Consider the following 12,444-nt stretch of genomic DNA (forward strand, 5'->3'; position numbering starts at 1 on the left):
GGTCACAGTTCGCCCATCCGGCGGATCACCGGGGCCACCCGCTGGACGCCGTGCCGGTAGGCGCCGCGCGCCGCGCGGCGCACGATCTGCCGGACCGGTCCGGGCTCCTTGTCGGCGGCGGGGGCGCCGGGCAGCGGGGTGCCGTCCGGGCCGAGGTGGTGGCGGGCGAGCAGGCCGGGCAGGTAGCCGGGCGCGGTGACGGGCGTGTAGTACGGGGCCAGCGGCGGCAGGCCGCCGGGGCGGTCGAGCAGTTCGGCGACGCGGGCGCGGGCGGCGTCGAAGGCGGTGGCGTACGAGCCTCCCCCAGAGGGGGTGCCCCCAGCGGCGACGCCCTGCCGGGACACCCACTCCTCGTCCGGCACCGGCCGGTGTCCGGCGTCGAGCTGGTCCCAGGAGGCGAGGCAGCCGGAGCCGACGAAGTGGTGGTTGCCGAGCGCCTCGCGCACCCCGAGGTCGGTGAGGACGACGGTCGGGATGCGCCGGTGCAGGGACTCCAGGGCGGCCGTGGAGCTGATCGTGACCAGCAGGTCGGTGCGGTCCAGCACCTCGCCCATGTGCCCGTACACCAGGCGGAAGTTGGCCGGCGGGTCGCACCGCTGGACCAGCTTCTGGTACGGCAGTTCCTCGATGTGCGTGGTGTGCTCGCCGGGCTTGGAGCGCAGCTTGAGCAGCACCTCGCGCTCGGGGTGCCGGCGGGCGTGCTCGATCAGCCGGTCCAGCAGGTAGGCGCGGTCCTTGCGGCTCTCCGGGACGGAGGGCTGGGCGGCGAAGACCACCGTGTAGGGCCTGCGCCCCTGCTGCGCGGACGGGTCGTGCTCGCCGGTGTGGGCGGCGCCGCCGAGGAAGGGCAGCGCGACCTCGGTCACCGAGCCGGCGTCGGCGCCCACTCCTTCGTACACGGCGCGGAAACGGTCCGCGTCCTGGCGGGAGTTGGCGAGGACGAGGTCGGCGCCGTGGCGCAGCAGCAGGCCGTCGGCGAGCTTCTCGTAGACGACGCCCACGTATCCGGTGACCACCACGGGCCGCTCCGGCCGGCCGGCCGGGCCGTCCTGCCAGACCCGTCCGAGTCCGTGCAGCATCGCCTGGACGCCGCCGCCCACCAGGGCGAGGACCAGGACGTCGTACGGCTCCTCCCGCACGGCGTGCAGGAACTGGACCGCGGTCACCTCGTGGAGGGCGTCCGCCCGGACGCCGACCTCTTCGAGCTGACGGGCGGTGGGAGTCGCACGGCCCCGCAGGAGATAACCGTCCAGCCGGATGTCCGAATGCTCCGGGGCGATGCGGTTCGCGGTGAGCGCGCCCCATTTCCACCGGGTGTCGGAATCCGCGAGGACGGCGACTCGCAGGGTCTTCGTTGCACTTACTGGCACGACGAAGACGCTAGGAAGCAATTTCCAGCAGCGGCCCAACCGAAATCCAACAAATGGTTAACAGAAGATCGCCGAATGACGAATCGGCCCGCCCCGCGCCCGGGAAATTGTCCGCTTCACTGCTTCGACACGCGTCGTTCACCACGCATCAAGGTTCGGGTAAAGACGAATGACGGGCCGCCGCCTAACGTCACCGACGTGCCCAAGCTCTCCGTCATCGTGCCGTTCTACAACGTGCGCCCATACGTCCCCGATGCCCTGCGAAGTCTGCGCGCCAACGCGCGGGACGACTTCGAATTCATTCTCGTCGACGACTATTCGACCGACGGAACCGCGGATCTCCTGGCGCGCGCGGAGCGCGAGCTGCCGGGGGCGGTGCTGGTGAGACACGAACAGAACGGCGGTCTCGCGACCGCCCGCAACACCGGCATCGACCGGGCCCGCGGCGAGTACCTCACCTTCCTGGACGGTGACGACTGGCTGGCGCCCGGCCACTGCGCCCGGCTGGTCTCCGTGATCGAGGAACTGGACTGCGACTTCGTCCGCACCGACCACGTGCAGTGCACGGCGCGGGCCCGTACCGTGCACCGCGTCCCGCACGGCCGGCGCAACGTGCCGCTCGACCCGCGCGACGCGATCCTGCCCGCCCACCGGACCACCTCCGTCGACTACGCCTACGCCTGGGCGGGCGTCTACCACCGCAGGCTCGTCGAACGGGGCCTGCTGCACTTCACCGACGGGCTGCGCACCGCCGAGGACCGGCCCTGGATCTGGAAGCTGCACCGGGAGGCGGAGTCCTTCGCGGTGACCGGCCTGCTCGGGGTGTTCTACCGGCGCGGTGTCTCCTCGTCGCTGACCCAGATCGGCGACGCCCGGCAGCTCGACTTCATCCGCGCGTTCGACCAGGTGATCGAGGAGACGGCGCGGGACGCGGATGCGGCGACCCTGCTGCCGAAGGCCGTGCGCACCTACTGCGCCATCATCTCCCACCACCTGGGATCCATCGAGAGGTTCGAGCCGCCCGTGGCCCGGAAACTGAAGGACATGGGCACCGCCGCGCTGCGGCGCATGCCGCAGGACGTGCTCGACGAGGCGCTCGACTCGATGGACACCGAGCGCGCCGGCCGGCTGCGCCGGCTGCGCCGCCGTCCGGTGCCGGCCTCGGAGGTCGCCGCGTGACCACTCAGATCTTCATGGCGTCGACCCTCTACGGGGCGGCCACCCTCGCCGCCGCCCTGGACTCGGGCTGCTTCGCCCCGGCCGGCCGGCGGATCCTGCTGGTCTCCAACAACGCGACGACGCCCGAGACGACGCCCGCCGTGGACGAGATGCCCGGGTTCGAGCACCTGCGGTCCCGGTTCGACGACGTGCGCTCGTGGAACGAGGCGATCTTCCCGTTCCACCCCGGCGGCTGGGAACCGCGCCTGGACGACGTGCCGATGTGGGAGCGGTATCTGCGCCTCGCCTGGGGGATCGGCGACGACGACGTGGCGCTCGCCGTGGAGTCCATCCAGGTCAACCCGGCGCTCGGGGTGGCGCAGATCTTCACCGACGCGCCCGTCACCGTCTACGCGGACGGTCTGATGAGTTACGGCCCCACCCGCAACAAGATCGACCCGCTGGTCGGCACCCGGGTGGAGCGGCTGCTCCACCTCGACCTGGTGCCGGGGCTCGAGCCGCTGCTGCTCACCGAGTTCGGGGTGGCGCCGGAGGTGGTGGCGACCTCGGCGTTCACCAAAGTGCTGGCCGAACTGGTCGACACCGGCGCCGAGTTGCCCGATGTGGCGGAGCCCGCGCTGCTGCTGGGCCAGTACCTCTCCGCGCTGGACATCCTCTCCGCCGAGGAGGAGGAGAACCTGCATGTGCGGATGCTGGAGGGCGCGGTGCGCCTCGGTCACCGCCGGGTGGTGTTCAAGCCGCACCCCACGGCCCCGGCGCGCTTCACCCGCACCCTGGAGGAGGAGGCCGAGCGGCTCGGCGTCGACCTCACGGTGGTGGACACCCCGGTCCTGGCCGAGGTGCTGTACCAGCGGATGTGCCCGGCCCTGGTCGTCGGCTGCTTCTCCACGGCCCTGCTGACCGCGTCCGCCCTGTACGGCCTGCCGGTCGCCCGGGTCGGCACGGACACCCTGCTGGACCGGCTGACGCCCTACCAGAACAGCAACCGGATCCCGGTCACCGTCGTGGACGCGCTGCTGCCGGCGCCGACGGACCCGGCGGCGGTCGCCGAGCGGCGCGGGGCCATGGACGCCGACGCGCTCGGCGACCTGGTCCGCGCCGTCGGCTTCACCATGCAGCCGAGGATCCTGCCGGGGCTGCGTCCCGAGGCGGAGCGGTACCTGTCGACGCGGCTGGACGGCGGCACCCGGCGGTACTTCAAGAAGAAGCGGCTGACCTCCCTCGGGCTGCCCGGCGGGGTGCCGCGCCGGCTGGGTTTCCTGTCGCGCAACGCCACGGCCCGCAAGGTCGTGCGCAGGGCGCGCAGACTGCGCCGGGCGATGGCCCGCCGCTGAGCGCGCCTGCGCATGAGCAGGCCCGCGCACACGCACGTGTGAGCCCCCGCGGCCCGTCCCGGAGCGTCTGGGACCGGCCGCGGGGGCTCCCCCCGTCTCACGCGCCGAGGATCACCCGCAGGTCGGCCGCGTTCTCCTCGGTGACCTTCCACAGCGTCCGCTGACGCTCGTGGACGTCGGCCACGGTCGCCGCGTGGGCGTCCAGGATGCCGATCGCCCGTTCGGTGAGCACCGCGCCCAGGTTCCGGTCGTGCACGGAGACACCCCACTCGGGGCGCTCGATGTCGGCCAGGAAGTACGCCATCTTCGGGTGCGAGATCAGGCTGATGATCGGCGTGCCCACCCCGAAGGGGATCATCCCGGCGTGCCCGCGCATGCCGATGACCAGCCGGGTCCTCGCGTACAGGTCCCGGATGGCGTCGTTGTCGAAGTCGTACATCGGGATCACCGGCAGCGAGATGCCGTGCTCGCGGCGCAGGTCGAAGGCGATCCGCTCGTCGTCCAGCGAGTGCGCCACGCACCGCACCTCGGTGTGCGCGCCGATGCCGCGCACGGCCTTGGCGATCTCCGCGAGGAAGTGCCCGTAGTCGTGTCCGAAGCGCAGACCGGCCCGGTCGTAGGCGGCGTTCAGCAGGACGGTGTCCTCGCGCCCGGCCGGGTCGGTCCAGCCGGGCACCAGCTGGCGGCTGACCGTGGTGGGGCAGGGCTGGAAGCGGACCCTGTCGTGCAGGTGGTCCGGGAGCATGGCCCGTACCTTGGCGATGGAGCCGTGGTTGCGCAGGCCGAAGAACGCGGACTTCTCCACCAGCAGGCGCAGGCTCTCGCGGAACCGCCCGGCCCGGTACGACTGCCCGTCGAAGGCGTTGAAGCCGACCGCGTACACCATGATCGGCACGTCGATGCCGCGCAGGTGCTCGTCGGGCACGTTCCACTGCCAGGCGCTGTTGCCGTTGGGCATGGTGTCCGGGATGAACAGTCCGCCGCCGCCGATGACCAGGCCGCGCCGGGTGTTGACCCGTTCCAGGGCGGCTCGGTCGAACAGCCGGTGGGCGTGCACGGAGTGCCAGCGGCGGGAGGTGGTGTCCGGGCCGAAGCCCAGCCGGACCGTCTCCGGCAGCAGCTTGTCACCGGCGTTGCCCTGGCGGTCCATGTAGAAGGCGACGTGCGCGAGCTGGTCCTCGGCGCCGCCCAGCTCCTGCCCGGGCACGGAGGCGGCGCGCTGGGCCCACAGCCGGCTCGAACGGTGGGTGGGGTCGACGGAGATTCCGGCGGTGGCGTGCCGCAGCGCCTCGGCGTCGTCACCGTGCACCCAGGCCATCTGGGCGAGCCGGGCGTAGGCGGTGGCGGCCCGGTTGGGGGCGGCGGCGGCCAGCAGCAGCTGGGCCCTGGCCTCCTCGTGGCGGGAGACGCTCATCAGGGCGTGGCCGAACACCTCGTGCGCCCAGGCCTCGTCGAGCGGGAGGTGCACACTGCTCAGGATGTCGACGGCGTCCTGGTAGTCGCCGGCCGCGATGTGCGCGGCGGCCACCCTGCGGGCGCTCTCCACGTCACCGGTGCGCGCGACGTGCGGGGTGCCGAGGTGCACCAGCAGGTCGTGGTGGAGGGTGCCGGACAGCGCCAGGTAGGCGGCCTGGAAGTCGGCGTCGGACAGCTCGAACTCGCGCCAGCGCTCCTCCGCCCGGCCGTATCCGGCCTCGCCGCCCTGCCAGGGCTTGTGGCGGCCGGTGAAGTGCAGGATCGCGGTGTCCTCGGGGACCGGCAGGTCGCCGGAGAGCCGTCGCTTGACGAAGTTGTAGCGGGCGTCGAGGCGGACGAAGTCGCCGTCCAGCACGGCGTTGAGGATGCCCTGGTCGTGCTTGTCGAGCTCGTAGTCGCCGCTGCGTCCGGTGGCGTCGAGCTCGGCGCAGAACGCGTCGCTGAGGTACTCGCGCTGGATGACCAGCAGCCCGGAGTTCAGCTTGTGCTGCCCGTAGAAGAACTGCGGGACGGCCGCCAGGCCCTCGCGCAGCCGCAGCAGTTCACCGAGGTCGCCGAGGACGACCATGTCGGTGTCGAGCGTGATGACGGTGTCGTACTCGCGCAGCCGGAAGACGTCGAGGATGAAGTACGCCTTGCGGACCAGGTAGTTGTCCTGGTCGCCCTTCTTGTACGTGTCGTAGTGCTCGGCGTTCACCCGGCGCAGCACGATCCGGGGGTGCAGGGCGCGGATCCGGGCGATCGAGCCGGGGCGCAGGTCGTCGTGGAGCACGACGAAGTCCTCGCACACGCCCGGGTTGGACAGCGCGAGGCTGCGCAGCAGGGCGAGGAAGCCGGGCAGGTAGTTCTCGTCCACGTAGGAGGCGAAGGCGACGCGGCGCTTGCCGGTGAGCGCGTCCGACGAGAGGGCCGGTGCCTGGGGGGCCGTGGTCGCGGCCCCGGGGATGCTGGTCATCGCAGGGATATCCTCATGTCGGTCACTCGCTGGGCCCGCTGCATGACCCATTCCTTCTCGCTGGTGTACTCGTGCACGGAGGTGATCGGCATCTTCATGGCTTCCGGCACGCGGTAGGCGCCGCTCTCGTAGAAGTCGAAGCCGATCAGGTCCAGGGTCGGGCTGACGTCCAGGAAGTCCAGCAGGAACAGCATGTTGAAGCCGGTGGTCGGGATGCCCGACCAGACGTCGGCGCCGAGCCTGCCGATGTTGCGCACGGGCCAGCGCAGCGACTCGTCGCCGAGGAACTGCTGGGCGCCGGGCACCAGGCGGTTGCGCAGGGAGTACTTCCAGTCGCCGGAGACGCCGCCGAACACGAGCCGGGTGGTGACCCGCTGGTCCCAGTTGAACCCGTGCTTGTGGATGGTGGCGTGGATGTCGGTGCGCCCGCCGGTGTGCCCGGCGTCGATGCGGTACGAGTTGAAGCGGACCACCAGGTCGTAGGCGTCTATCTCGGCGCCCATGGAACTGGAGCCGACCCTGCCCGAGTTGGCGATGAGGCAGACGGACTTGCCCGCCACCTGGTTGCGGAACTCGCCCAGGCTGATCCACTGCACGCCGCCGATGGTGGGGTCGGCGACGGGGCCGCGCATCCGGTTGCGGCGCTGCTCGGCGTAGAGGGCGAGGACCTCGGTGAGCGCGGGCAGGTCGACGTCGCCGCGCGCGGCGCGCAACTCCAGGTACTGGCCCAGCAGTTCCTGCCGGTCCGCGACCGGCGCCCCCTCGGCGGCCAGCGCCAGGAGCGCTCCCACCATGCGCGGCTCGGCCCCGGACCAGTCCCCCGCGGCGTGCGCGGCCAGGCCCTCGGCCCACACGTCGGTGGCGGGGCCGCGGGCGAACTCCTCGGCGCGCGGGCACTGGCGCCGCAGCAGGGCCAGCAGCTCCCGGTCCTTCTCCCCCGCGACCCGCAGTCCGGCGATCTTCGCGGCGACGCCGAACCCGTCGCTGTCGGTGAGGCCCAGGTACCGCTCGTAGGCGGGCACGGCCTCGGTCTCGTCGCCGAGCGCCTCCATCAGCCGGGCGCGCAGTCGCCAGCCGGCGCGGGAGTTCCTGCGCTGGGCGAGGACGGTGTCGCTGATGACCAGCGCGAGGTCCAGCTCGTCGTCGTAGCCGCACTCCAGGGCCTTGTTGGCGACGGCGAGCAGGGCGTCCAGCACGTTGTTCGGGATGCCGGAGGCCGGGGTCGACGCACCCTTGACGACCCGCTTGAGACGGGCGGCGGCACCGCTCGGCGCGGCCGGCGCGGCGGTGGCGGCGGAACCGGTCGTGACCACGACGAGCAACGTGCGCAGCTGCTCGGCAAGTTCGATTCTACGGCGGTCCACACTGCCCACGAGTTTGCCGCTGTGCACCGCACAGGCATGCAGGCAGTCGTCCAGCTCCCCTCCACTCACACGTGCCCGTCTTTTCTGAACCGTCGTCATGGCACTCCTGTTTTGCCGAACCAGCTGCTCGCGCACTGTGCGACAGCATTGGCTGCTTTTCTTCCCCGTAGGGAAGATGTTGGGAGAATCTAGAAATCCAAAACGACATCCAGGTGAACTCGCCTCTACCGGAGGGGGAATCGTTGGCCCGGCGTCCGATTGCCCTCCGTTCCTCGGACTAGCGTGCTGACGTGTCCGCGGCCGGAACCGGCCGGAATCATGAACCCCTGGGGCTTTCCTTGACCAGCACGCTCGCCCGTCCGGCGCCCGGAACGACCCGGCAGGCGGAGAAGGGGGAACCGCGCGGGCGGCCCCGGCTGCGCGCCCTGGACGGGCTGCGGCTGCTGGCCGCGCTGATGGTCGCGGCCTACCACTACGGCGGGCGGGGCGGCGAGGTCACCACCGCCTGGGGAAGCTCGCCGAAGGAGCAGTTCCCCACCCTGCACGCGTACTTCTCGTACGGCTGCCTCGGCGTCCAGGTCTTCTTCGTGATCAGTGGTTTCGTCATCTGCATGAGCGGCTGGGGCCGTCCGCTGCGGTCGTTCTTCGCCTCCCGCGCCTCCCGGCTGCTGCCCGCCTACTGAGTGGCGGTCCTGCTGGTGACGGCGGTGTTCGCCCTGCCGGTGGTCGTCCACGAGGCGGTCTCACCGAGCGACGCCCTGGTGAACCTGACGTTGCTCCAGCAGCCGCTCGGCGTGGACCGGGTGCTGGGCGTGTGCTGGACGCTGTGGGCGGAGGTCCGCTTCTACGCGCTGTTCGCCCTGTGCGTGGTGATGCCCGGGGCGAGCCGGCGGCGGGTGATCCTGTTCTGCGCGCTGTGGATCCTGGCCGCCGCGATCGCCGAGGGCGCGAACGAGCCGCTGCTCGACCTCGTCCTCATGCCCGAGCACGCCCCGTTCTTCGTCGGCGGCATCGGCCTCTACCTGGTCCACCGCGACCGCAGGGACTCCTACGCCTGGGGCACCGTCGGGGTGAGCTGGCTGATCGGCCAGCACTACGCGGTCCGGGACCTGTGGCACGCGCCGAGCCCGGACGCCTTCTCCCACCGGACCTCGTTCGGCATCGTCCTGATCGTCACGCTCGGCTTCGTCGCGGTCGCCGCCGTCGCGCTGGGCCGGCTGGACCGGGCGAACTGGCGCTGGCTGACCGTCGCGGGCGCCCTCACCTACCCGTTCTACCTGGTCCACGAGCACCTGGGCTGGGTGGTCATCCACGCCCTGCACCGCGGCCTGGGCATCGGTTCGGCGGAGACCTTCGCCCTGACCATCGCCGCGATGCTGGCACTGGCCTGGCTGCTGAACCGGTATGCGGAGGACGCCCTGACCCCGAAGATCCGGACCCTGCTGTCTCGGCCCTCCGCCAAGCCACCGTCCGAGGCTGCCTGACCACCGGCAGCCCTCGGACAGCCACCTGCCCGCCGACCGGGCGGGCGCGGCCCTACGCGCTCGCCAGCGACAGCTTCACCGCGAAGCCCAGGAACAAGGCGCCCGCCGCCGAGGTCGCGCCCGCCGACAGGCTCCGGCGGCGGCGGAAGGCGTCGGCGAGCCGGGTGCCGCCGAAGATCAGCGCACTGAGGTAGAGGCCGCTGGCGAGCTGGAGCATGGCTCCGAGGATCACGAAGGACAGGGCGGGATAGGCGTAACCCGGGTCGACGAACTGCACGAAGAAGGCGACGACGAACAGGATCGCCTTCGGGTTGAAGAGGCTGATGACGAACGCCTGGCGGAAGGGCCGCTCCGCGGCGGTGGCGGCGGCCGGGACCCCGGCCGGGTCGTACTCCCGGCGCGTGCGCCACATCGTCCAGGCGGCGCGGAGCATGCCGATGGCGAGCCAGGTCAGATATCCGGCGCCCAGCAGCTTCACGATCCCGAACAGGAAGGCGTTCGCCTGGAGCAGCGAGGCGGCTCCGGCGGCCGACAGCGTCATCAGCACGGCGTCCCCGCACCAGACCCCGGCCGCGGCGGTGTACCCGGCCCGTACGCCCCGGCGGGCGGCGACGGACAGCACGTACAGGGAGTTGGGGCCGGGCAGCAGCACGATGAGGACGAGCCCTGCCAGGTAGGTGGGGAGGTCTGTGACGCCGAACATGGAGGGAGTGTCGCACGAGTTTGCGACACTCCGCGCCGGTATTTCAGCCGTCGAGAAGTGTGTCCACGGAGAGCTCCACGTGCACGCCGACCGACTCCGGGAGGGCCACGTCCTGACCGCGCTTGAAGCGCTGAGGGCCGGGGTACTTGCCTTCGGCCGGTTCTGTGTAGAGCAGGACCTCATCGTGCTTGCGGTCCACGACCAGGTAGGCCGGGATGCCCGCCTGGGCGTAGCACTCGACCTTGGGGCCGAGGTCGTCCGACCAGTTCGACGACGTGATCTCGACGACGAGGCGGAAGACGTTCGGCGCGTAGTAGTTCTTGGTGACGTAGGCGTCGCGGAAGTCCTCGTCGACAACGGAGAAGTCCGGGATCGCGAAGTCCGCCGGCAGTGTCGGCAACCAGAGCCCGACACCCTGGACGTATTCCAGCCCGGTCTCGGTGATCCCAGCACGGTCGAACGCCCTACCGATTTTGGTCAGCGCAAGCTGATGCGAGCCATCCGGCGGCGGTGTCACAGTGAGCCTCCCCTGGAGAATCTCCACGCGGTGGCCAGGCAGTGCACGGGCAAGCTGGTCGGCAGCCTCGCCCAGGGTCAGCTCCTGCTGCAGTACGGCCATGGCGTCCTCCTTTTCGGGGCCCACTCTCCACGAGAGTAACCGGGGCGGGTCGAATACCGCCCATGATCACTCGTATGGATTAACAGCCCAGGTCAGAACGCGTCGCTGGGCACGTACGTCCCCCAGATCTCCCGCAGCGCGTTGCACACCTCGCCCACCGTCGCCCGCGCCTTCAGGGCCTCGCGCATCGGGTACAGGACGTTGTCCTCGCCCTCCGCGGCCTTCTTCAGGGCGGCGAGTGCCGAGTCCACGGCGCCCTGGTCGCGCTCCGCGCGGAGCTTGGCCAGGCGTTCGGCCTGCTGGGCCTCGATCGCCGGGTCGACGCGCAGCGGCTCGTACGGCTCCTCCGCGTCGAGCTGGTAGCGGTTGACGCCGACCACGACCCGTTCGCCGGAGTCGGTCTCCTGGGCGATGCGGTAGGCGCTGCGCTCGATCTCGCTCTTCTGGAAACCGTGCTCGATGGCGTTGACCGCGCCGCCGAGGTCCTCGACCTTCTGCATCAGCTCCAGCGCCGCGGCCTCCACCTCGTCGGTCATCCTCTCGATGACGTAGGAGCCCGCGAAGGGGTCGACGGTCGCCGTCACGTCCGTCTCGTAGGCCAGGACCTGCTGGGTGCGCAGGGCGAGGCGGGCGGACTTGTCGGTGGGCAGCGCGATGGCCTCGTCGAAGGAGTTGGTGTGCAGGGACTGGGTGCCGCCGAGCACCGCCGCCAGGCCCTGGACGGCGACGCGGACCAGGTTGACCTCGGGCTGCTGGGCCGTCAGCTGCACACCGGCGGTCTGCGTGTGGAAACGCAGCATCAGGGACTTCGGGTTCTTAGCCCCGAACTCCTCCCTCATCACCCGCGCCCAGATCCGGCGTGCCGCCCGGAACTTGGCGACCTCCTCCAGGATCGTCGTCCGGGAGACGAAGAAGAACGACAGCCGCGGGGCGAAGTCGTCGACGTCCATCCCGGCCGCGACCGCAGTACGGACGTACTCGATGCCGTCGGCCAGCGTGAACGCGATCTCCTGCGCGGGGGAGGCGCCCGCCTCGGCCATGTGGTAGCCGGAGATCGAGATCGTGTTCCACTTCGGGATCTCGGCCCGGCAGTACTTGAAGATGTCGGCGATCAGCCGGAGGGAGGGCTTCGGCGGGAAGATGTACGTCCCGCGCGCGATGTACTCCTTCAGCACGTCGTTCTGGATCGTGCCGGTGAGCTTGCCGGCCGGCACGCCCTGCTCCTCGGCGACCAGTTGGTACAGGAGCAGCAGGAGGGCGGCGGGCGCGTTGATCGTCATCGACGTCGAGACCTGGTCCAGCGGGATGCCGCCGAACAGCACCCGCATGTCGTCGATCGAGTCGATGGCGACGCCCACCTTGCCGACCTCGCCGGAGGCGATCGGGGCGTCCGAGTCGTGGCCCATCTGGGTGGGCAGGTCGAAGGCGACCGACAGGCCCATCGTGCCGTTGGCGATCAACTGCTGGTACCGCGCGTTGGACTCGGTGGCCGTGCCGAAACCGGCGTACTGGCGCATCGTCCAGGGACGGCCGGTGTACATCGTCGGGTACACGCCCCGGGTGAACGGGTAGGCGCCCGGGGCGCCCAGCTGCTCGGCCGGGTCCCAGCCCTCGAGGGAGTCCGGCCCGTAGACCGGTTCGATGGGCAGTCCGCTCTCGGTGGTCCGGGCACTGCCCGACTCGCGCGCCATGGTGTGATGCCTCCCGCTGAGCGGTGCTGCTCGGCCCGCTCGCCTGTTACCCGTCAGTTACCGCAACTACCCGCCAGTAAAGAGCCGACGCTTCGACGGACTGTAGCCGTGCGGGTGCGGCCCGGTGCAGAGGCGCACGCTGGGACCTTGCTCACAGGGCCGGTGGGACCGCGCTCACAGCACACGCGGACCCGGCCGTCTTCCCGTCACCACCACCATGCCCCGTGGTTCGGAAGCGGTCACGTCCGGGGAACATCTCAGGGAAAAAA

8 protein-coding genes and 1 pseudogene are annotated in these 12,444 nt (G+C 71.0%); 3 read left to right on the forward strand and 6 right to left on the reverse strand.

The features are described from left to right. Positions 1-2: 2 nt before the first annotated feature. Positions 3-1,370, reverse strand: a complete 1,368-nt coding sequence (locus ACWEQO_RS05520; RefSeq protein WP_452979256.1) for a DUF6716 putative glycosyltransferase — start codon at positions 1,368-1,370, stop codon at positions 3-5. Positions 1,371-1,568: 198 nt separating this feature from the next. Here ACWEQO_RS05520 and ACWEQO_RS05525 point away from each other — a divergent pair, with 198 nt between their 5' ends. Together ACWEQO_RS05525 and ACWEQO_RS05530 are read left to right on the forward strand one after the other, a co-directional pair. Continuing rightward, positions 1,569-2,549, forward strand: a complete 981-nt coding sequence (locus tag ACWEQO_RS05525) for a glycosyltransferase family 2 protein (RefSeq protein WP_452979259.1) — start codon at positions 1,569-1,571, stop codon at positions 2,547-2,549. Then, positions 2,546-3,883 carry a polysialyltransferase family glycosyltransferase gene (locus tag ACWEQO_RS05530; protein ID WP_452979262.1) on the forward strand — a complete coding sequence of 446 codons (1,338 nt, stop codon included), beginning with the start codon at positions 2,546-2,548 and terminating at the stop codon, positions 3,881-3,883. Before ACWEQO_RS05525 ends, ACWEQO_RS05530 begins: the two co-directional genes overlap by 4 nt. A gap of 97 nt (positions 3,884-3,980) precedes the next feature. On the opposite strand, the gene ACWEQO_RS05535 is transcribed toward ACWEQO_RS05530, so the two are convergent. Then, entirely contained in the window at positions 3,981-6,314 is a 2,334-nt protein-coding gene (locus ACWEQO_RS05535; RefSeq protein ID WP_452979265.1) for a glycosyltransferase, read from the reverse strand. Then, positions 6,311-7,777: a glycosyltransferase family 29 protein gene (locus ACWEQO_RS05540; RefSeq protein ID WP_452979268.1), complete on the reverse strand. Its 1,467-nt coding sequence runs from the start codon at positions 7,775-7,777 to the stop codon at positions 6,311-6,313. The genes ACWEQO_RS05535 and ACWEQO_RS05540 overlap by 4 nt, the downstream gene beginning before the upstream one ends. Before the next feature lie 239 nt (positions 7,778-8,016). Here ACWEQO_RS05540 and ACWEQO_RS05545 point away from each other — a divergent pair. Next, positions 8,017-9,162, forward strand: a pseudogene (locus tag ACWEQO_RS05545) (acyltransferase family protein). Positions 9,163-9,214: 52 nt separating this feature from the next. Here the strand turns inward: ACWEQO_RS05545 and leuE are convergent. The 3 genes from leuE to ACWEQO_RS05560 all read right to left on the reverse strand — a co-directional run bounded on the left by leuE (position 9,215) and on the right by ACWEQO_RS05560 (position 12,175). Further along, a complete protein-coding gene (leuE, locus tag ACWEQO_RS05550) occupies positions 9,215-9,865 on the reverse strand; it encodes a leucine efflux protein LeuE (protein WP_452979270.1) in 651 nt (216 codons plus the stop codon). Between the two features lie 43 nt (positions 9,866-9,908). Further along, positions 9,909-10,484 (reverse strand): Uma2 family endonuclease, encoded by a 576-nt coding sequence (locus ACWEQO_RS05555; protein ID WP_452979273.1) that lies wholly within the window; start codon positions 10,482-10,484, stop codon positions 9,909-9,911. A 92-nt stretch (positions 10,485-10,576) separates the two neighbouring features. After that, on the reverse strand, positions 10,577-12,175 hold the full coding sequence (locus ACWEQO_RS05560) for an acyl-CoA mutase large subunit family protein (RefSeq protein ID WP_452979276.1): 1,599 nt from the start codon (positions 12,173-12,175) through the stop codon (positions 10,577-10,579). Between the last annotated feature and the right edge of the window lie 269 nt (positions 12,176-12,444).

This window comes from Streptomyces sp. NPDC004051 (assembly GCF_053604275.1).

What these genes read in the sequence shown, in the direction of transcription:
- ACWEQO_RS05535 (WP_452979265.1), bottom strand. Translation starts at nt 6,314, where the DNA reads ATGACCAGCATCCCCGGGGCCGCGACCACGGCCCCCCAGGCACCGGCC.
- ACWEQO_RS05540 (WP_452979268.1), bottom strand. Translation starts at nt 7,777, where the DNA reads ATGACGACGGTTCAGAAAAGACGGGCACGTGTGAGTGGAGGGGAGCTG.
- leuE (WP_452979270.1), bottom strand. Translation starts at nt 9,865, where the DNA reads ATGTTCGGCGTCACAGACCTCCCCACCTACCTGGCAGGGCTCGTCCTC.
- ACWEQO_RS05555 (WP_452979273.1), bottom strand. Translation starts at nt 10,484, where the DNA reads ATGGCCGTACTGCAGCAGGAGCTGACCCTGGGCGAGGCTGCCGACCAG.
- ACWEQO_RS05560 (WP_452979276.1), bottom strand. Translation starts at nt 12,175, where the DNA reads ATGGCGCGCGAGTCGGGCAGTGCCCGGACCACCGAGAGCGGACTGCCC.